This is a genomic window from Streptomyces sp. SID12501 (assembly GCF_010550245.1).
Taxonomy (GTDB): Bacteria; Actinomycetota; Actinomycetes; order Streptomycetales; family Streptomycetaceae; genus Streptomyces.
The window spans coordinates 122,278-142,027 of sequence record NZ_JAAGLU010000022.1 but is presented as its reverse complement, the minus strand read 5'-3'; the positions used below and the strand labels follow the sequence as shown (position 1 = coordinate 142,027).

Here is a 19,750-nt window from a genome sequence, read left to right as displayed (position 1 = left end):
CGCCGCACCGTCGGTTCAGGGGCGCCACAAGGGGTGCTCGGTGTCCGCCCATCTCTTGCTCACCGAGCCCGTCCTGAGGCCTCGGCGGGCCTCCGGGTCGCCCAGGGCCATGCCGATGTGGCCGGCCAGGACGATGCCGATGGTGAGCGCCAGCCAGTCGTGGACGAAGGTCGCGCTGGTGCGCCACATCAACGGGGTGAGGTGGGTGAACCACATGAGCAGGCCCGTGCCGAGCATGACCAGCGTGGCGCCCGCGATCCAGGACGCGTAGATCTTCTGGCCCGCGTTGAACTTGGCCGCCGGGCGCGAGGTGGTGCGCTTGTCTCGTCGTAGGGCCGCGCGCAGCCAGACCCGGTCGTGCGGGCCGAAGCGGTTGAGGTGGCCCAGGTCCGCGCGGAGGGCGCGGGAGGCAAGGCCGGCCAGGAGGGGTACCGGCAGGGCGAGGCCCGCCCATTCGTGGACGCGGACCACCAGTTCGCGGCGGCCTACCAGCTCGGCGAACACGGGAATGTACAGACAGGCCGCCGTCACCACGCACACGCCCATCAGGGCGGCCGTCGCGCGGTGCACCCACTTCTGGGAGCGGCCGAAGCGGCGTACCTCGGTGGCGGAGGGCGCCGGGGCGTCAGCTCGTAGGCTCATCGTCGCGTCCGTTCGATTTGCCGACCCAGGCGTCGATGTCGTAGCCGCGGTTCTCCCAGTAACCGGCCCGTACGTTCTCGGTGACCGTGATGCCGGAGAGCCACTTGGCCGACTTGTAGAAGTACATGGGAGCGACGTAGAGGCGGACCGGGCCGCCGTGGCTGTGGCTCAGGTTCTTGTCCTGCATGCGCAGCGCGACCAGGACGTCGGCGCGGCGGGCCTGGTCGAGGGTGAGGCTCTCGGTGTAGGCGCCGTCGAAGCAGGTGAAGCGCACCGCCCCGGCCGAGGAGCGCACTCCCGCCGCGTCCAGGAGCCGGGACAGCCGCACCCCTTCGAAGGGCGTGCCGGGTACCCGCCAGCCCGTGACGCACTGCACGTCCTTGACCATCCTGGTCTGGGGCATCGCCCGCAGGTCGGCCAGGGTGTAGGTGACCGGCCTGTCGACGAGACCGTCGATCTTCAGCTGGTAGTTCTCCGCGTCCTTGTGGGGTACGGAGGACGTCACCGAGTAGTAGCGGAAGCCGCCGCCGTTCGGGAGAAGGCCGGTCAGACCGGTCGGGTCCTTCTCCGCCGCACCGGCGAGGAAGGACTCCATGCCGCGCTGGAGGGTGGGCGCGGCCACCACGCCGAGAGCGCCCAGACCGAGGGTGCCGAGCAGGACCCGGCGGCCGATGGGCGTACCCCGGTCCCGCCCTTCGGCTTCGTCGGGGCGTTCGGGTCGTTCAGGTTCTTCCGGTTCTTCGGGTCGTTCGGAGTTCACCTGTCCATTCGAACACCCGCGACCCCTGTCGAGCCAGGGATCGCGGGTGCGCGTCAGACTTCCGTAACCGCTTCTCACCGTCTTCTCAGGCGGCGGCCCCGGAAAGGGTGCTCAGGAGGACGATTCCGCCGCCTCCGCCACCTTGTCCAGCTGGAACGCCTCGTTGCCGAGCCCGATCCGTGCGTGCACCTCGGGCTTGCGAGAGCGCAGGACCAGGCCCTGGACCAGGCCGAGGACCACGGCGGCGCCGATGATGCCGGGGAGCAGCCAGTTGAGGTAGGAGTCCGGGCCCGTACCGACCAGGACGTCGAAGTCCTTGATCGTGTAGAAGGCGATGCCGAGCAGCGCGATGCCGGAGATCGCGGCCGTGGCCAGCCGCCAGGCCTGGGCACCGGCCGCCCCGCGGCGGACGAAGAAGACGATGACGGAGAGGGAGGCGGCGGCCATCAGCAGGATCACACCGAGGGCACCGAGGTTGCCGGCCCAGGTGAACAGCTTCAACACGGGAGTGGTCGGGTCGCCGACCGGACCCGAGTCGGCGATGGCGAAGCCCAGCACGGTCACGACGGACACGACGGTCTGCAGGAGCGAGCCGGTGCCGGGGGCGCCACTCGTGCCGGTCGTCCGGCCGAAGGCCTGCGGGAGCAGCCCTTCCCGGCCCATGGCGAAGGCGTAGCGCGCGACGACGTTGTGGAAGCTGAGCATCGCGGCGAACATGCCGGTCGCGAAAAGGATGTGCATGACGTCGGTGAAGGTTCCGCCGAGTCGTTCTTCTGTGAGGAAGAACAGCAGCCCGGCGCTCTGCTTCTGGGACGCCCCGACGACTCCGGAAGGGCCGGTGGCGACGGTGATCGCCCAGCTGCTGACGGCGAAGAAGACGGCGACACCGCCGACCGCGAGGAACATCACGCGCGGCACGAGGATGTGGGGCTTGCTGGTCTCCTCGGCGTACACGGGGGCCTGTTCGAAGCCGAGGAAGGCGGCGATGCAGAAGCACAGGGCGGTGCCGACTCCCGCGCCGGTGAGGGTGTCCGGGTTGAAGGCGTGCAGCGACAGGCCCTCCTTCGCCGGGTCGGCGACGGCGGCGATGTCGAAGATGACGACGAGGACGACCTCGATGACCAGCAGCACGCCGAGGACGCGCGCGTTGACGTCGATCTTCAGCCAGCCGAGCGCACCGACGGCCAGCGCGGCCACCAACGCCGGTATCCACCAGGCGAGTTCGATGTCCAGGTAGGTAAGGAGCGCCCCCGACACCTCGAACCCGAAGATGCCGTAGATGCCGACCTGGAGCGCGTTGTAGGCGACGAGGGCGAGCAGCGCGGCGCTCGCCCCGGCGGTGCCGCCGAGACCGCGCGAGATATACGCGTAGAAGGCGCCCGCGTTGTGGACGTGGCGGCTCATCTCGGCGTACCCGACGCTGAAGAGGACGAGGACGACGCCGAGAAGGACGAAGAGGAGGGGCTGGCCGACGATGCCCATCACTGCGAATGTAGTGGGCATGACACCTGCGACCACCATGAGTGGAGCGGTCGCGGCGAGGACGGAGAGCAGCAGCCCTCCGGTGCCGAGGCGGTCGGCGCGCAGCGCGCGGTCCTGCCCCTTGAACGTACTGATGCCGCTGCTCTCGCTGCTGCCGGCACTGGGTCTGCTCGTGCTCGAACTGCCCGTCGTCATCGCGGGGTTGTCCTTTCGGGCGTACTGGAATTTTCAGTGGTGACGGAACTTCTCAGTGGTGCGTGGGGCGTTACACCGTGCCGAGCGCGGTGGCGCGGGCGGCACGGAAGGCGGTGTGCGGGTCACGGTCCGGGTAGGACCATGGAGCGGGCGTCTGGTGCGGGCCGATCCGGTGGAACAGGGCGGCGGCCTCCGCGCCCCGGCCCTCGCAGAACTTGGCGTGGGCAAGGAAGTTGAGGTCGATCAGGCGGCGCGGATGGTCGTCGCGCTCCCACTCCAGCCACCAGTCGAAGGCCGCCTTCATCACCTGGCGGGCCCGCCGCCCGACCCAGTGCCCGGAGGACGCCGGGTCGGCGGACTCCAGTCCTGCGGCGGCGAGGACGCGGTAGCGCTCGGCGTGCGCGACGACCGGCAGGATCGCCAACGGCGAGTCGGCGGGGGCCTGCTCGACGGCCCAGTGGGCGAAGTCGTACACCTCGTGCAGCGGGTCCTGCCCGGCGGAGGTACGGCGCTCGGCGAGGCGCGCGACCATCAGATGGTGGGCGTGGTGGTGGTCCGGGTAGCGGTGCCGGACCTCGTCGAAGAGCTGCACGACGGTCTCCTCGGGGCCAACGTTCCGCTCCAGCTGGAGCAGTCCGAGCCAGGGTGTGGGGTCGGCGGGAGCGAGCGCGGCGGCGGCGTGGCAGGCGTCGCGGGCCCGGACCGGCTTGTCCTTGCCGGCGAGGGCCCGCTGGACGGTGGCTGCGGCGAGCAGGACGGAGGCGTCGGCGGACTCCGGTTCGGCGAGGAGCCAGTCGCGGGCCCAGGCGGCGGTGCCGGACTCCAGGGCGAGGACGGTGACCCGGTGCCCCCGGCGGTCCCAGTCGTCGCCGGTGGTGGAGAGCAGTGCGCGGACGGCCTGCCAGCGCCCCTGGGCCAGCGCGGTGCGCGCGGCGACGAGTTCGGTGTCGTCGAGCGCGGCGTCGAAGGCCTGGGCGGCACGTTTGCGGCCACGGCCCAGGGGTGGTGGAGGTGGAGACACCGCGGGGAACTTCCTCACACGACGCGGTCTGTTGACGGCGATCGATCGACGGCCATCGGTTGATCACGCACAGCAAACCCTCCACGAATGCTTCACGTCAAGGCCGGATATGTATGCGACACGTGTCAATTACGCATCTGTATAGGACAGTTGACCTGACGGACGACAGATCCCTGCACGCCCCCTCAACCCCTCAAAGTTCACGTCAAGTCGTGACATCGTGACCGTCCGGACACGGACGTGACCCTGCCGGCCCGACGATTCCGTCACATCCCCGGGGCAGGACCCGCCGGGGGCGGTTACAGTCGGCCTCTACCACACCCCACAATCCGCCCCGTCATCGAGGTACCCCGCGTGTCCGTTCTGGTTCTGACTCTCGCCGTGAGCGCCGCCTGCTGTCTGGGCCTCGGCTTCGTCCTCCAGCAGAACGTGGCCCGGCAGGCCCCCCTGAGCGACTTCCTCTCCCCGCGGCTGCTCCTGGACCTGGTGCGGGTGCCGCGCTGGCTCGGCGGCATCGGTCTGATGGTGGCGGGCATGGTGCTTGGCGCGATCGCGCTGAGCCAGGGCGAGGTGTCCCTGGTGGAACCGCTGCTCGCGACGAACCTGCTCTTCGCGCTCGCCCTCTCCCGCCATCAGACGAAGCAGCCGCTGGGCCGACAGGGCTGGACCGGCCTCCTGCTCCTCGCGGGCGGGGTGACGGCGTTCATCGTGGCGGGCGAACCGCGCGGCGGCACGGCCGTCACGGATCCCTGGCGCCACTGGCTGATCATCGGCACCATGCTGGGCCTCGCCCTGCTCCTCACGACGTACGCGAAGCGCTCCCGCCTCAGCGCCGGCCCGGTCCTGCTGGCCCTGGCCGCGGGCCTCCTCTACGGCGTCCAGGACGCCCTGACGCGGGTCACCGGTCAGCGCTTCTCGGAGGGCGGCCTGACCCACGTCCTCACCGGCTGGCAGCCGTACGGGGTACTGCTCCTCGGTCTCACCGGCCTGATCCTGGTCCAGAGCGCCTTCGAAACCGCTCCCCTGCGCATGTCCCTGCCCGCCCTCACGGCGGCCCAGCCCCTGGCCGGGATCATCTGCGGCGTCGGCTTCCTCGGCGACCGGCTGCGCACCGACACCGGGGCACTGGCATGGGAGGCGGCGGGCCTCGCGGCGGTGGTCGTGGGCATCGTCCTCCTGGGCCTCCACCCGGCGATGCCGAGCGGCTGCGCGCCGAGGGCGATGGGCTTGGATGGCAGACATGAGCACTCACTCCCACGAGAGCACTCCCGCTGATCCCGTAGGTCCCGCCGATCCCGCCGACGAGATCCTCGACATCGTCGACGAGAACGACGAGGTCGTCGGCCGGTCCCCACGGGGCGAGGCGTACGCACGCGGGCTTCGGCACCGCTGCGTCTTCATCCAGGCCAGGGACGCCCGAGGCCGGCTCTTCGTCCACCGCCGCACCCCCACCAAGCTGGTCTTTCCCTCCCTGTACGACATGTTCGTCGGCGGAGTCGTGGGCGCGGGCGAGTCGTACGACGACGCGGCACTGAGGGAGGCCGAGGAGGAACTCGGCGTCACGGGCCTGCCCCGCCCCGAACCCCTCTTCAAGTTCCTTTACGACGACGGCGCCGGCCGGAGCTGGTGGTCGGCGGTGTACGAGGTCCGCTGCGAGCTGCCCGTCCACCCCCAGGTGGAGGAGGTCGCCTGGCACACGTTCCTGCCGGAGGCCGAGGTGGAACGGCGGCTGGCCGAGTGGGAGTGGGTGCCGGACGGACTGGCTGCGTACGAGCACCTCACGGCCTACCGGTCGGCCAAGAGCACGTAAGGTTCCTACATGTGATCGATTTTGCACGGAACGTCCGTATGTGGTTCACCCCCCAGGGGATCGGCCAGGAGGGCCGCACCCCCGACTACCGATTCTCCCTGGCCAACGAACGCACCTTCCTGGCCTGGCTGCGTACCGCGCTGGCGCTGATCGGCGGCGGGTTCGCCGTGGACCAGTTCCTGCCCGACCTGCGGTGGGGCTGGCGTGTGGGGCTGGCGCTCGCGCTGCTGACGGCCGGGGTGCTGTGCTCGCTGCGGGCCGTCAACCACTGGGTGCGGTGCGAGCGGGCGATGCGGCGGGGCGAGGACCTGCCGGTGTCCCGCTTCCCGACGCTGCTGAGCCTCGCGGTCGCCGTGGTCGCGGTCGCCATGGTGATCGTCGTACTGGCCCGGGGGAACAGATGACCGAGGCCGGAGTGAGCGAGGGAGAGGTACGGGATCCCGGGCTGCAGCCGGAGCGGACCCGGCTGGCATGGCGGCGTACGACGCTGTCGAGCACCGTCGCCGCCGTGCTCGCCGGGAAGTCCGCGCTGCACGGCGGGCCGTCGGCGGCCGGGGTCGTCGTCTGCGCGATGTGCTGCGTGCTGTGGCTGTGGTTCCTCGTCGTCGCCCACCGGCGTATCCGGACGCTCGCGACGACGGGCGACGACGGTCCGCCGGCGCTCGCCGCCCGGCACGCCACGGCCGCGACCCTGTGCACTGTCACCCTGGCCGTGTGCGGGGCGGCGCTCGTCCTCTGACGCCGGAGCCCGCCACCGGTCGGGCTGTCGGGCGGTCGGGCTGGATGGCTGGCTGTCAGGCCTCTTCGGCCCAGTCCACCGTCACCACGATCTTGCCCCTGGTACGGCCCTCCGCGTTCAGCCGGTGCGCCTCCGCCGCGCGCTCCAGAGGGAACGTGTCGGACACATGCAGCGAGAACACGTGCTGTTCGACCAGGTCGGAGAGGTGCGCGAGGTCCACGGCGTCGGGGCGTACGAAGTAGTAGGTACCGCCGAGGTCGACGACGCCCGGGTCCGCGATCGACACCAGGCGGCCCCCGGGAGCCAGCAGCTCCACGGAGTCCTTCAGGGTGTCGCCGCCGACGGTGTCGAACACCGCGTCGACTCCGCCCGGGGCCAGTTTCCGTACCCGGTCGGCCATGCCCTCGCCGTATGTCACCGGGTCACCGCCCAGTTCGCGTACGAAGTCGTGGTTGCGCACGCTCGCCGTGCCGATGACGTGCGCCGCGCCCAGGTGGCGGCGGGCCAGCTGGACGGCGACGGAGCCGACCCCACCCGCCGCCGCGTGCACCAGGACGGTCTCGCCCGTGCGGACGCCGAGCGACCTGGCGAGCACCTGATAGGCGGTGAGCCCGACGAGCGGCAGCCCGGCCGCCTCCTCGAAGGAGAGGTTGCGGGGCTTGCGGGCGAGGGTGCGCACCGGCGCGGCGACGTACTCGGCGAAGGTGCCGCGCGAGAGGAAGTCCTCGCGTACGTAGCCGATGACCTCGTCACCCACGGCGAACTCGGAGACGGAGGCGCCCGGGCGCACCACGACCCCGGAGACGTCCCAGCCCGGTGTCACCGGGAAGACGGGGTCCAGGATGCCGTCGAGATAGCCCTCGCGGCACTTCCAGTCCACCGGGTTGACCGACGCCGCCCGCACCTTGATCAGCACCGAGTCGGGCCCGACCTTGGGGTCCGGGGCGTCCTCCGTGTACTCCAGGACGTCGGGACCGCCGTACCGGCTGTAGGTAATGGCTTTCATATGTCTGGCCCTCCGGTTTCCTAATGTTCGACCTTCCGGGGTGCGCGGACGCCACGCAAGTCGAATAGCCTGATATGGATGGTTTGAGTGACAGCCTGTCCGGCGTCACCACAAGTACGTCAGCACCGTCGAACACCCGAAGGCGAGCATCATGAGCACCCCCACCCTTCACCAGGAACACCCGACCCACGAGCACGCCCACGGCCAGGACTGCGGCCACACGGAGGTGCCGCACGGCGACCACGTGGACTACGCGCACGACGGTCATCTGCACCGCGCGCACAGCGGCCACTGGGACGAGTGCGAGCCCGGCGAGCACCTGGCGCACGACGCCCACGGTCACGCGCACGGGGACGGCTGCGGGCACCCGAGCGTTCTGCACGGCGACCATGTCGACTTCCTGCACGACGGTCACCGGCACGCGGCGCACCAGGACCACTGGGACGACCACTGACGGTTTCCGGCCACCGGCACCGCTCCCCCGCCCCACCCGGCCGGCGTCTCCTTCCGCGCACTGGAAGCGAGACGCCGGTCACTTTTCGCTCACCCACTGGACGACATACCGACCGGTCGGCATCATAAGGCAGGCCCTGTTTCCGCACGCGTAGGAGCGATGATGCCCCCGGACGACCTGCCAGGTCTCGATCTCGACCGGCTGCGCGTACTGCTCGACGGCGAACGCCCCGGGCTGGTCCACGGCCCCCTGACCGGCCGGCTGATCGAGGGCGGCCGTTCGAACCTCACCTACGCGGTCACCGACGGCACCACCCAGTGGGTCGTACGACGCCCTCCGCTGGGCCATGTCCTGGCCACGGCGCACGACATGCGGCGCGAGCACCGGGTGATCAGCGCCCTGCATCCGACCGCCGTACCGGTCCCGCGTCCCGTGCTGCTGTGCGAGGACGAGTCGGTGCTCGGAGCGCCGTTCTACGTCATGGAGTTCGTGCCGGGCACGCCGTACCGCACGGCCGGGCAGCTCGCCCCGATCGGCCCGGCGCGGACCCGCGATGTGGTGCTGTCGCTGGTGGACACGCTGGTCGAGCTGCACGCGGTCGACCCCGCCGAGGTCGGCCTCGCGGACTTCGGCCGTCCCGAGGGCTTCCTCGACCGGCAACTGCGGCGCTGGGGAAAGCAGTTGGACGCCTCCCGCAACCGCGAGCTGGCCGGCATAGACGAGTTGCAGGCGGCGCTCGGCCGGGCCCTGCCCGACTCCCCCACCCCGGCGATCGTGCACGGCGACTACCGGCTGGACAACGTCCTGATCGACGCGGACGACAGGATCACGGCGATCCTCGACTGGGAGATGTCGACGCTCGGCGACCCGCTCACCGACCTGGGCCTGCTGGTGATGTACAGCATGCCGCTGGGCGCGCCCGACTCCCCGGTCTCCACGACCGCCGAGGCCGCCGGACACCCCTCCCCTGCCGAGCTGATCGAACGGTACGCGGCGCGCTCGGGGCGCGACGTCTCGGCGATCGCCTGGTACACGGCGTTCGCCTGGTTCAAGCTGGCCGTGATCCTGGAGGGCATCCACTACCGCTACACGCTGGGCCAGACGGTCGGCGCGGGCTTCGACCGCATCGGGGACCTGGTCCCCGTCTTCATCGAGCACGGCCTGACCACACTTCACACAGGTCTCCAGGAAGGCTGATCCGTCATGGACTTCGCGTTCGACGCGCGCACCGAGGAACTGCGCGCCAAGCTCCTCGCCTTCATGGACGAGTACGTCTATCCGGCCGAACAGGTCGAGCACGAGCAGCGCGAGCAGCTGGCCTCGCCGTGGGACACCCCGGCCGTGGTCGAGGAGTTGAAGGCCGAGGCGCGCCGCCAGGGCCTGTGGAACCTCTTCCTGCCCGACGCCCGGCACGGCGCCGGACTCACCAACCTCCAGTACGCCCCCCTCGCCGAAATCACCGGCCGTTCCCCGCACTTGGCGCCGACGGCGCTGAACTGCGCGGCTCCGGACACCGGCAACATGGAGGTGCTGGCGCAGTTCGGCGACGAACAGCAGAAGAAGCAGTGGCTGGAGCCGCTCCTCGCGGGCGAGATCCGCTCGGCGTTCGCGATGACCGAGCCCGAGGTGGCGTCGTCCGACGCGACGAACATCGAGACGCGGATCCGGCGGGAAGGTGACGAATACGTCATCACCGGCCGCAAGTGGTACATCTCCGGGGCGATGAACCCCCGCTGCCAGATCTTCATCGTGATGGGCAAGACCGATCCCGACGGCGCCGACATCCGCCGCCAGCAGTCGATGATCCTGGTCCCCCGGGACACCCCCGGCGTCACGGTCAAGCGGGCGATGCAGGTGTTCGGCTACGAGGACCACTCCCACGGCGGCCACGCCGAGGTGGTCTTCGACGAGGCGCGGGTGCCCGCGGCGAACCTGATCGGCGAGGAGGGCAGCGGCTTCGCGATCGCGCAGGCGCGGCTCGGCCCGGGCCGTATCCACCACTGCATGCGGCTGATCGGGATGGCGGAGCGGGCGATCGAGCTGATGTGCCGCCGGGCCGTCTCGCGTACGGCGTTCGGCAAGTCGCTGGCCCAGCAGGGTGTGGTCCACAACTGGATCGCGGACGCGCGGGTCACTGTGGAGCAGTTGCGACTGCTGGTGCTGAAGACGGCTTGGATGATGGACACGGTGGGCAACAAGGGTGCGCACGCCGAGATCCAGGCGATCAAGATCGCTACGCCGCGTGCGGTGGTGGACATCATCGACAAGGCGATTCAGCTGCACGGGGCGGGTGGGGTGAGCCAGGACTTCCCGCTGGCGGAGCTGTGGGCGAGTGCGAGGACGCTGAAGCTGGCGGACGGGCCGGACGAGGTGCATCAGCGGTCGCTGGCCCGACGGGAGCTGAAGAAGTACGTGTAGTTCCTCTCGAACCCCCGCTCCTCAAACGCCGGAGGGGCTGATGTTCCCCCTCCGGCGTTTGAGGACAAGGCCCCTTCAGGGCCGCAGCGCGCGCAGCAGCAGGTCCGCCAGTTGCTCCGCGACCTCCGTCGAGCTCAGTGGGCCCTCCGGGCTGTACCAGGTCGACAGGTGGTGGATGGAGCCGAAGTGGTAGTCGACCACCAGGTCCGCGGAGGTCGCCCGGGAGAAGACGCCCGTCTCCTGGCCCTCCTCGATCAGGGCACGGAAGCGTTCGTGGTAACGGCGCCTCTCCGCACGTACCTGCTTGTTCTTCTCCGGGCTCAGATGATGCATCGAGCGGAAGAAGATCATCGCGTCGTCGAGGTTCTCGATGGTCGTGACCACGACATCCGCCGCCGCCCGCCGCAACCGCTCCTCCACCGGCGCGTCCGCGTTCGCGAACGCGTCCAGCCGCTCCTGCTGAACGCGCAGCACGCGCGCGTACACCTCGTGCAGCAGATCGTCCTTGGACCCGAAGTAGTGGTAGAGCGCCCCTTTGGTGACCCCGGCCGCCTCGACGATCTCCTGCACGGACGTGCGGTCGTACCCCTGTTCCGCGAAGAGCCGGGTGGCGGCGGCCAGCAGCCGCTGCGGGACGGGCGTACCGTCGCCGTCCGTCGTCCTGGGCACTACCGCCACCAGCCTTCCAAACGTTCCACCGGATAACCGGAAAACCGAATAACCGATCGGCCTGAACGGCCGAACGGGATGCCTACTGAGAGTCCCCGGCGCGGGTACGCAGTTCCCGACGGAGGATCTTTCCGGTCGCCGTCTTCGGCAAGTCGGGCAGGATCTCCACCTGGCGCGGGTACTTGTAGGCGGCCAGTCTCTCCTTGCAGTACGCGGCGAGCGCGTCCGGGTCCCCCTCGGCGCCGGGCCGCAGGCTGATGTACGCCTTCACGGTCTCCCCGCGGTACCCGTCGGGCACCCCGACGACGGCCGCCTCGCGTACCGCCGGATGGGTGTACAGCACGTCCTCGACCTCACGCGGCCATACCTTGAAGCCGGACGCGTTGATCATGTCCTTCTTCCGGTCGACGACGTACAGCCACCCCTCGGCGTCCATGAACCCGATGTCGCCGGTCCGCAGCTCCCCGTCCGGGAAGGTCTCCGCGGTGGCCTCCGGGAGCCGCCAGTAGCCGGGAACGACCTGCGGCCCCCGTACGAGGATCTCGCCCTGTTCCCCGAACGGAACCTCCGCGCCCTGCTCGTCGACGATCCGTACGACGGTGTCGGGGCCCGGCACGCCCACGGCGAGGGTGCCGGAGACCGGATCGACGGGGGCCTCCAGCGCGGGCGGTACGGAGGCGCAGGGGGCGGTGCACTCGGTGAGGCCGTAGCCGTTGCGGATGTACGGGCCGAAGCCGGCCCGGAACTTCTCCACCAGGGCCGGCGGCAGCGGGGCGCCGCCGGAGGAGATCTGGTGGAAGGACGAGAAGTGGTCGGGGGTGCAGTCCGGGTGCGCGGCCAGGGCCATGAAGGCCGTCGACGGGCCGACCGTGTAGTGCGGGCGGTGCTCGGCGAACGCGTCCAGGACGACACCGGACTCGAAGCGGTAGGCGAGCACGAGCGTGCCCGCGCTGTTCAGGCTCGCGCCGAGCTGACAGACCATGCCGGTGATGTGGAACAGGGGCGCCATCGCGAAGTAGACGGGTGCCTCGGGCAGCGGGAGGCCCGTCCGCTGCCGTTCCGCGTTGTACATGATGTTGGCGTGGGTGTTGGTGGCTCCCTTGGGGGTGCCGCTGGTGCCGGAGGTGTAGCTGATCAGCGCGATGTCGGCGGGGCGCGGATCACGGCTGTCGGAATCGGGGGCCTTGTGGCCGTACCGGGCGACGGCCGTCAGGTCCTCGGCGTCCGGGGCCTGCGGCAGCCGCTCGAACGCGAGCACGCGCGTGTCGCCGCGGGTCTGGAAGTCCAGCTCGCAGCCCGTGAGCACGATCCGCACCGGAGAGTCGGCGGCCGTCTCCCTCAGGTACGACTCCCAGGCCCGGTCGGAGCAGATCAGCGCGGCCACGTCACCGTCCCGCAGGACGTGCGTGACCTCCCCCGACTTGTACATCGGGTTGACGGGCACGACGGTCGCGCCCGCCTTCCAGGCCCCCAGCAGGGCGACCACGAAGAGCGGCGAGTTCTGCAGCAGGACGGCGACCCGGTCGCCGCGCTCCAGCCCCCGGGTGACGAGATACCCGGCGACGGAGTCGCTCAGCTCGTCGACCTCACGGTGGCTGAGCCGCCCGTCGAAGTAGGCGAGGAAGGTGCGGTCCGGGACCTCGGCGGCGGTCCGGCGCAGCGCGTGGACGAGCGAGTCGTCGGGGCTGATGGGTCCGCGCTGGACGTCGTCGAGGAGGGCCAGCCAGGGCTGCGCCCCGTACAGGGACCCGGTGTCGGCGTCGGTCATCGGGTGGCCTCCCACTTCTGCTGGATGTGGTTCATGTTCGTCAGCCAGTGGTCGGGCTCGGCGGCCCGCGCCCGGTAGTAGTCGGCGACCTCGGGGTGCGGCAGGATCAGGAACCGGTCCTCCTCGATCCCCTTGAACAACGCGTCCGCGACCGCCTCGGGCTCGATCGCGGTCGGCGTGAGCACCAGGTCGCCCGCGCTGCCGGTGCCGGCCAGCATGTCCGTACGTACACCTTGGGGGCAGATGGCGTGCACCTTGAGCCCGCGGTGGCGGTACGTCAGCGACAGCCACTCCGCGAAGGCGTAGGCGCCGTGCTTGGTCACGCTGTAGGGCGCGGCGCCGATCATGGTGAGCAGTCCGGCGGCGGACACGGTGGACACGAAACGGCCGCTGCCGCGCTCCAGCCACTCCGGCAGCAGCTCGTGGGCCGCCCGGACGTGCGCCATCACGTTCACGTCCCAGGCGAGCGCCCAGACGTCCTCCTCGGCCGCCTCCGACCCACCCGAGGCAAGCCCGGCGTTGGCACAGTAGACATCCACGGTCCCACCGAGGGCGGCCCGGGCTTCGGCGACGATGACGGAGGCGTCACCGGGTACCGCGATTCCGCCTATCTCGTCGGCGACGGCTCCCGCCTTGTCGGCGTCCAGGTCATTGACAACCACCCGGGCTCCTCCGGCGGCGAACCGGCGGGCCAGCGCGGCCCCGATCCCGCCTCCGGCCCCGGTCACGACCACTCCGGCACCCTGCACGACACCCACCATCGGTCTCCTTCGACACGAAACGGCTCCAACGCCCGACCAGACTAACCGGTCGGTATGTAGCAAGGAAGGGTGAGAGGACCCACCTAGGGGCGCGGGGAACTGCGCGACAAGCCACGACGCGCCCGCACCCTACGAACGACAGGCGGTAGCGCTTACGGTGCCAGGGACAGCCGCCGAGCCCCCGGAGGGAACCCCCATGCCCCTGTCCAGACGCGGCCTCCTGACAACAGCCACCGCGGCGTCCCTGCCGGCATGCACAGCCGCTGCCCCCACCCAACACCGCCCAAAACAACTCCGCACCGGATTCGAGAACCTCACCGCCAGGAACTACGCCCCCCTCACCGGCAAAAAGGTCGGCCTCGTCACCAACCCCACCGGCGTCACCAGGGACGTACGCCACATCGTCGACGTCATGCACGCGGACGACCGGGTGAATCTGACCGCCGTCTTCGGCCCCGAGCACGGGTTCCGGGGCACCGCGCAGGCCGGCGGTTCCGAGGGTCGCTACGACGACCCGGCGACCGGGCTCCCCGTCTACGACACGTATCTCAAGAGCGGCCGGCCGCTCGCCGACGTCTTCACCGCCTCCGGCGTCGACACCGTCGTCTTCGACATCCAGGACGTGGGTGCCCGCTTCTACACGTACATCTGGACGCTGTACGACTGCATGGAGGCGGCCCAGCTGGCGGGCAAGCCCTTCCTCGTGCTGGACCGGCCGAACCCGGTGACCGGGCGGGCAGCCCAAGGTCCCGTGCTGCACAAGGAGTTCGCGACGTTCGTCGGGCGGCAGCCGATCGCCCAGGCGCACGGGATGACGGTGGCGGAGCTGGCGCGGCTGTTCAACAGGGAGTTCCTGGCCGCTCCGGTGGAGCTGGACGCCGTACTGATGTCGGGGTGGAAGCGGTCGGAGTTCTACGACGCGTCGGGGCTGCCCTGGGTGCCGCCGAGCCCGAACATGCCGACGCCCGACACCGCGCTGGTGTATTCGGGGACGTGTCTCTTCGAGGGGACGAACCTGTCGGAGGGGCGCGGTACGACCCGGCCGTTCGAGCTGCTCGGAGCCGAGGGGATCGACCGGCGGTGGGCCGTCGCGGCGGAGCAACTCGGGCTGCCCGGTGTGCACTTCAGGGAGGCGTACTTCGCGCCGACCTTCTCCAAGTTCCAGGGGAAGACCGTCGGGGGCGTGCAGATCCATGTGCACGACCCCGCGGCCTACGACCCGGTGCGTACCGGGGTCGCGTTGCTGGTGACCGCCAAGAAGGTGTGGAGCGGCTTCGGTTGGCGCTCGGACAACTGGATCGACAAGCTGACCGGATCCACTCTGGTGCGCACGATGATCGACGCGGGAGCCGGCGCCGACGAGGTCGTGGCGGGCTGGCAGGAGGAGTTGGCGGCGTTCCGGCGCATGCGTAAGAAGTACCTCATCTACAAGTGAGCGTGACGTATGGCCAACTACCCCCGTTAGCAGGACGATACGCCCCACATCACGACACCACGGGGGACGGGGTTTGTCATGGCGGAACCGGAAATGAGTGTTTCTCCCTACTGGGAGCTGACGTTCGACGCGGACGGCGACACCGACGGGCGCAAACGCGACCGGCTGCTCGCGGAGGTGGGCCCTCGCAAGGTGCGCGACCTCATCGTCTTCGCGCACGGCTGGAACAACGACCGGTCCATGGCGACCGGGCTCTACAGCAGGTTCTTCGCGGCGATCCCCGCCCTCGCACCCGCGACCGCCAGGATCGGCTACGTGGGCGTGGTGTGGCCGTCGATGCGCTTCACGGACGAGCCCGTCCCCGACTTCCAGCGGTCCATGACCGCCACCGCCGCCGTAACGGAGGCGACCGGTCGGCCCGGGCTCGACAAGGGCACCCGGCACGCGCTCCTGGAGACCTTCCCGGGGCGGGCCACGGTCGTCGAGCAGATCGCCCGGCTGCTGGACCAGCAGCCGGACGGCGACGAGGCCCTGGAGGAGTTCGGCGGGCTGGTGCGGCTGCTCGTCGAGGTGTCACCCGAGGCGCCGCAGACGGGGTTCGCGGCGGACATCCTCGGGGACGGCGAGCCGGAGGGCGACCCCGAGATGTTCGCGGGGAGCACGCGTGCGGTCTGCGAGGAGTTCGCGCTGGCCCTGGCCGGGCCCGAATCCCCGGGCGCCGGCGCCGAGTTCGCGCTGCCCCGACTGCCCAATCCGTGGAAGGGCGCGCAGGAGCTGTTGCGGCAGGCCACGTACTACGCGATGAAGCGGCGGGCCGGAACCGTCGGTGAGCGGGGGCTCGGGCCGGTGATCGGGCGGCTCGCCGAGGCGGCGCCCGGGGTGCGGGTGCATCTCGTCGGGCACAGCTTCGGCGCACGGCTCGTGTCGTTCGCGCTGCGCGGGCTGCCCGAGGAGGTACGCACGGTGAAATCCGTGACGCTGCTCCAAGGGGCCTTCTCGCACTACGCGTTCGCGGCCGAACTGCCGCACGACGCGCGTGCCGGGGGTGCGTTGCGAGGTCGGCAGAGCCGTATCGACGGGCCTCTGGTGTGCTGCTACTCCCAGCACGACGGGGCGCTCGGCACGTTCTATCCGCTGGCCTCGCGCACGGCGGGCGACAGCCAGGGGGTCCTCGCTGCCGACCGGTCCGTCCTGGGCCTGAACGTCGCGAAGGCGCTGGGCCCCAAGTGGGGCGCGATGGGCCACGACGGTGTCCAGGCGGTGCCGGGGACGGTCAGGTTGACGATCGCCGAAGCGCTGCGGCCGGCGAAGCTGCCGGTGAGCGGGTGTGTGAACGTCGACGCGACGGCGGTGGTCAGGAGCGGTGGGCCCCCGTCGGGAGCCCACAGCGACATCTGCCATTCGGAGCTGGCGCAGGTGGTGCTGGCGGCGGGCCGTATCCACTGACCCGCCGCCGCAACACCCCGGTCACTACCGGTTGTTACCAGTTGTCACCGGTGTGACGTGAACTCGACGACCTGCTGGTAGGTCGGCCGGTTCTGCCAGCTGATGTTGTAGTGCTTGATGCCTCCCAGGGTGCGCTGGACGATCGAGTCGGCGCACCACTGGTTGCCCGCCGCGCACAGGGTGTCGCCGGGGTAGACCTGGGCGGCCGTCTTGCCCGCCGCGGTCTTCAGGGTGCTGATCAGGATGTCCCGGCAGCCGCTGAGCGTGCCGCCGCCGCAGTACTTCTGCGTCAGCCCGCCCTGCACCGAGTCACCGAGGACCGCCCGGATGTCCTTGTCGACGTAGCTCCACCAGCCGTACTGGAAGGAGCTTCCCGCGTGCGCCCCGGTCGGGCCGTGTGCGGCCGAGGGTGCCTCGTCGACGGGGAGGTTGGTGGTGATGGCGGTGTAGAGGTCGGTGCCGAGGCCCGGCTGGAACTCGGCCTGCACCAGCAACGGCCACCAGGCGTCGAGGATGCGGATGGCGTCGGCGTTGGCGTACGCCTTCGAACCCGCCGAGGTCTCCGTACGCTTGCCGCCCGCCGTCACCCACGCGGACAGCTTGCTGACGGCCGCCGCGGCCGTGGTGTCGGTGACCGTCGAGCTGTTGAGGACCCTCAGCAGCTTCGGCAGCACGTCCTCGGCCCGCAGGTCGGTGAGCGCGGCGTCGGCCATCGCCTTCACCAGCTGGGCCCGCGTCACTCCGCCCGCCGCGACGAGCTTCTTGACCCGGTCCTCCAGGAGGTTGCCGCGATGGACGGAACCGTCGCCCCAGGAGGCGGAGGTGTAGTCCTTGGCCTGTTTGTTGTTCCAGGAGATGTAGTAGTCCTGGTCGATCGAGTTGGGGTGGGCGGAGGCCGGCGTGTAGTCGGCGGTGTTGGTCGTCGGGTTCCAGTTCTTCCACTCGTACGCGGACTGTGCCCAGACCGGGAACTCGGCGTCGACTCCGCTCGCGCGCACCGGGTTGTCGCCGCTGTTGTAGTACGCGGTGTGCGTGGAGTCGGCGTAGAACCAGTTGAAGGTGTAGTTGATGTGCTGCACCGCGGCCTGGAAGGTCGTCGGGCTCTTCACGTAGTCGGGGTCGTTGAGCATCTGGAAGCCGATGATCGAGTCGGCCTCGTGCATGTAGGAGGAACGCAGGTTGGTGTAGGCGACCTTTTTTCCGCCGACCGTCGCCCGATGGCTCACCGGGCCGTACTTGGTGCGGTACACCTGCATCCGGTAGGAGCCGGCGGCCGTGGCGTCGGCCGTGGTCGGCTTCCAGGCGTTGGTCTGCTCGATCTTCTCCATCGCGGTGCAGGTGCCGTGGTAGAGGTAGTGGACGTCGTCCTGGCAGAGCTCGACCGCGTACGAGTCGATGATGTCCTGCCCGGAGGTCGTCGCGCTCCACGCGTAGTCCTGGCCGCGGCCGAGTTCGACGTACATGCTCAGCCCCGCGAAGGAGGCGCCGCGCGCGCTGAGGCCCGGGCCCTGGATCTCCTGGAGCATGAGCAGCTGGGGAGCGAAGTAGCCCGTCTGCGGGCCGAAGACGGCGATCGGGTGGCCGCTGGCCGTCTTGGCGCCGCTCACCACCAGGGCGTTGGACATACCGCGCTTGGCGGAGGTGAGGGCCGTGGCCGTGGCCGTCGTGGAGGCAGTGGTCGCGGTCGTGGTGGCGGCGCTGCCCGTACGGTCGTACACCAGCGGTTCCTCGGCGACCGTGCCGGCGTCCGGCAGGGCCTCGCCCTGCGGGTCGGCGGGCGTGGTCGCGTAGGGGAAGCTCTCGCCGTTGTGGACGGTGAGGGCGGCCTCGGGGTCGTTCCGCTCGCGGAAGGCCTCCCAGACCTTGGTGCCCTCGGCGACGCCGTACTGGGACTGGGCTGCCATCAGCGAGATCGCGTTGTTGACCTCACCGCCGCCGCCGGAGCCGAAGAGCGCTCCGATCACGGAGGCCAGCGCGACCAGGTCGGTGGTCTTGAAGTGCTGGATGGTGCCCGCGTTGGTGACGGAGTCCTTCCAGCCGGTGAGGACGTACTCGCCGGGGAAGTAGCGGCCACTGTCGGAGGCGTCGATGTACGAGTTGATGCCCGCGACGTAGGCGTTGACGTCGGCGAGCGCCTGCTGGCCGCGGGCGCCGTTGGTGGCGACCGCGTTGTCTATCTGGGCCTGGAGGTCGGCCTCGGTGTACGGGGCGTGGCGCCAGAACTCCTGTTCGAGGCCCTGGTTGGAGGGGTCGCCGCCCGCGAAGGGCGTGAGCTGTCCGCGTCCGACGTGCCGGAAGACATCCATCAGCCAGAGGCGATCCTGGGCCGCGGCGTACCCGGCGCCGAACTCGGTGCCGTAGCGGGTGGTGCCTGTGATGTGCGGCACACCCGTCTTCTTGTCACGGACGATCGTCACGTCGGTGCGGCCGGCCGGAGCCAGGGTGGAGGCGACCTGGTCGGCGGCGACCCCGAACGAGGAGTCGTTGAAGAAGTTGTTGATCGTGGTGTTGGTGAGACCGGTGTAGCCCGTGGCCAGGTTGGCATAGGGCCCGAGCTGGTCTTCGGCATGGTCGGGCTGGGAGCCGAAGGCCTGGTTCAGCAGGATCTGCGCGAGGGTCGCGTTGCCGTTCTGCCCGGGCGGCAGGATGTCGGAACACTGACCTCCGCAGTAGTCGTTCGCCGCCGCCGCGTGAGCCTCGGTCGCCGGGGAGAGCGGAGAGAGCGGCGACAGAAGACCGGCTATGAGTGTGCATACAGCCGCGGTCTTCAGGAACCCGAAGAGTCCGCGGGGAGTTCTCAGTCTGTCGAAGGTTCTATCGACGGTGTTGCCTGGGGTGCGCCGAGACATGGCAGCTCCTCCGGACCGGGGGGGTGGGCCACTCCGAACGGAGTGGGCCAGAGGTTACCGCCGGTATCCCCGCTATAGAAGATGAACATGCGTCACTTTTGAACAACGTGGTACAGCAATTGCGTTGGAGGGGTGCGGGGGCACTTCGGGGCGCTGGACGCACGCACGGTCCGGCGCCGTGCTCAACAGGCGTTGCACAGAAGGCCGACAGTTTCAGGAGGTAACCGTGAAGGGTGGTCCGGCGGACGGCTTAGAGCCGTTGACGTCGGTCCCGAGGGGGCCCGGCGAACGGCTT

Annotated in this window: 18 protein-coding genes; 9 read left to right on the top strand and 9 right to left on the bottom strand. The window is 70.1% G+C overall.

Going from position 1 to position 19,750, the window contains the following annotated elements:
* Positions 1-15: 15 nt before the first annotated feature.
* From G3I71_RS26210 to G3I71_RS26195, 4 genes are all read right to left on the bottom strand, one after another.
* Positions 16-642: a cytochrome b/b6 domain-containing protein gene (locus tag G3I71_RS26210; protein ID WP_164317915.1), complete on the bottom strand. Its 627-nt coding sequence runs from the start codon at positions 640-642 to the stop codon at positions 16-18.
* On the bottom strand, positions 626-1,402 hold the full coding sequence (locus G3I71_RS26205) for a molybdopterin-dependent oxidoreductase (protein WP_164317913.1): 777 nt from the start codon (positions 1,400-1,402) through the stop codon (positions 626-628). Before G3I71_RS26205 ends, G3I71_RS26210 begins: the two co-directional genes overlap by 17 nt.
* A gap of 111 nt (positions 1,403-1,513) precedes the next feature.
* Positions 1,514-3,079, bottom strand: coding sequence for an APC family permease (locus tag G3I71_RS26200; RefSeq protein ID WP_164317911.1), 1,566 nt, complete (start codon positions 3,077-3,079; stop codon positions 1,514-1,516).
* A gap of 70 nt (positions 3,080-3,149) precedes the next feature.
* Positions 3,150-4,100 carry a hypothetical protein gene (locus G3I71_RS26195; protein ID WP_164317909.1) on the bottom strand — a complete coding sequence of 317 codons (951 nt, stop codon included), beginning with the start codon at positions 4,098-4,100 and terminating at the stop codon, positions 3,150-3,152.
* A 354-nt stretch (positions 4,101-4,454) separates the two neighbouring features.
* Between G3I71_RS26195 and G3I71_RS26190 the strand changes: the two genes are divergently transcribed.
* The 4 genes from G3I71_RS26190 to G3I71_RS26175 are packed head-to-tail and all read left to right on the top strand — an operon-like array spanning position 4,455 to position 6,649.
* Positions 4,455-5,375, top strand: a complete 921-nt coding sequence (locus G3I71_RS26190) for a DMT family transporter (protein WP_164317906.1) — start codon at positions 4,455-4,457, stop codon at positions 5,373-5,375.
* Positions 5,341-5,910, top strand: coding sequence for an NUDIX hydrolase (locus G3I71_RS26185; RefSeq protein WP_164317904.1), 570 nt, complete (start codon positions 5,341-5,343; stop codon positions 5,908-5,910). The genes G3I71_RS26190 and G3I71_RS26185 overlap by 35 nt, the downstream gene beginning before the upstream one ends.
* An 11-nt stretch (positions 5,911-5,921) precedes the next feature.
* Positions 5,922-6,314, top strand: a complete 393-nt coding sequence (locus G3I71_RS26180) for a DUF202 domain-containing protein (RefSeq protein ID WP_164317902.1) — start codon at positions 5,922-5,924, stop codon at positions 6,312-6,314.
* Positions 6,311-6,649 (top strand): DUF202 domain-containing protein, encoded by a 339-nt coding sequence (locus G3I71_RS26175; RefSeq protein ID WP_203731392.1) that lies wholly within the window; start codon positions 6,311-6,313, stop codon positions 6,647-6,649. The genes G3I71_RS26180 and G3I71_RS26175 overlap by 4 nt, the downstream gene beginning before the upstream one ends.
* Positions 6,650-6,704: 55 nt before the next feature.
* On the opposite strand, the gene G3I71_RS26170 is transcribed toward G3I71_RS26175, so the two are convergent.
* Complete coding sequence (locus G3I71_RS26170) at positions 6,705-7,655, bottom strand: NADP-dependent oxidoreductase (RefSeq protein ID WP_164317900.1); 951 nt, start codon at positions 7,653-7,655, stop codon at positions 6,705-6,707.
* Positions 7,656-7,806: 151 nt separating this feature from the next.
* Between G3I71_RS26170 and G3I71_RS26165 the strand changes: the two genes are divergently transcribed.
* From G3I71_RS26165 to G3I71_RS26155, 3 genes are all read left to right on the top strand, one after another.
* Positions 7,807-8,109, top strand: coding sequence for a hypothetical protein (locus tag G3I71_RS26165; protein WP_164317898.1), 303 nt, complete (start codon positions 7,807-7,809; stop codon positions 8,107-8,109).
* Positions 8,110-8,268: 159 nt separating this feature from the next.
* Complete coding sequence (locus G3I71_RS26160) at positions 8,269-9,306, top strand: phosphotransferase family protein (protein ID WP_164317896.1); 1,038 nt, start codon at positions 8,269-8,271, stop codon at positions 9,304-9,306.
* 6 nt (positions 9,307-9,312) lie between these two features.
* Positions 9,313-10,527, top strand: coding sequence for an acyl-CoA dehydrogenase family protein (locus G3I71_RS26155; RefSeq protein WP_164317894.1), 1,215 nt, complete (start codon positions 9,313-9,315; stop codon positions 10,525-10,527).
* A gap of 75 nt (positions 10,528-10,602) precedes the next feature.
* Here the strand turns inward: G3I71_RS26155 and G3I71_RS26150 are convergent, their stop codons facing one another.
* From G3I71_RS26150 to G3I71_RS26140, 3 genes are all read right to left on the bottom strand, one after another.
* Positions 10,603-11,196: a TetR/AcrR family transcriptional regulator gene (locus G3I71_RS26150; protein WP_164317892.1), complete on the bottom strand. Its 594-nt coding sequence runs from the start codon at positions 11,194-11,196 to the stop codon at positions 10,603-10,605.
* An 82-nt stretch (positions 11,197-11,278) separates the two neighbouring features.
* Positions 11,279-12,964, bottom strand: coding sequence for a class I adenylate-forming enzyme family protein (locus tag G3I71_RS26145; protein ID WP_164317891.1), 1,686 nt, complete (start codon positions 12,962-12,964; stop codon positions 11,279-11,281).
* Positions 12,961-13,725, bottom strand: a complete 765-nt coding sequence (locus tag G3I71_RS26140; RefSeq protein WP_164317889.1) for an SDR family oxidoreductase — start codon at positions 13,723-13,725, stop codon at positions 12,961-12,963. Before G3I71_RS26140 ends, G3I71_RS26145 begins: the two co-directional genes overlap by 4 nt.
* A 196-nt stretch (positions 13,726-13,921) precedes the next feature.
* Here G3I71_RS26140 and G3I71_RS26135 point away from each other — a divergent pair, with 196 nt between their 5' ends.
* Positions 13,922-15,160 (top strand): exo-beta-N-acetylmuramidase NamZ domain-containing protein, encoded by a 1,239-nt coding sequence (locus tag G3I71_RS26135; protein WP_164317887.1) that lies wholly within the window; start codon positions 13,922-13,924, stop codon positions 15,158-15,160.
* 78 nt (positions 15,161-15,238) lie between these two features.
* Positions 15,239-16,606 (top strand): serine-threonine protein kinase, encoded by a 1,368-nt coding sequence (locus G3I71_RS26130; protein WP_164317885.1) that lies wholly within the window; start codon positions 15,239-15,241, stop codon positions 16,604-16,606.
* Between the two features lie 44 nt (positions 16,607-16,650).
* Here the strand turns inward: G3I71_RS26130 and G3I71_RS26125 are convergent, their stop codons facing one another.
* Positions 16,651-19,455: a penicillin acylase family protein gene (locus tag G3I71_RS26125; RefSeq protein WP_164317883.1), complete on the bottom strand. Its 2,805-nt coding sequence runs from the start codon at positions 19,453-19,455 to the stop codon at positions 16,651-16,653.
* Positions 19,456-19,750 lie beyond the last annotated feature (295 nt).